1 pseudogene is annotated in these 203 nt (G+C 35.0%); it reads right to left on the reverse strand.

Annotation, left to right across the window (positions count from 1 at the left end):
• Positions 1-203 (reverse strand): annotated as a pseudogene (locus AMO19_RS01935) (histidine kinase); the annotation flags it as partial.

Below are 203 nucleotides of genomic sequence, written 5' to 3' on the forward strand. Positions count from 1 at the left end.
TAATGTCTCATTTTCTTGTCTTAAAACAAGAAGTTCATCTTCCAATAGAAATTCTTTTTGAGTTCTTGTTGAATCAATTTTGGATGGCTGCAAATTAATCCCAAGATTTTTTGTTAAGCCTTCCTGTGACCACCTTGGCAACCATTTTTGCAACTGAGAGAAAATATTACTTCCAGCAAATATTTGCTTTGGAGCGGGGGAAA

It is taken from the genome of Prochlorococcus marinus, from assembly GCF_001180245.1.
Classification (GTDB): Bacteria; Cyanobacteriota; Cyanobacteriia; order PCC-6307; family Cyanobiaceae; genus Prochlorococcus_A; species Prochlorococcus_A marinus_F.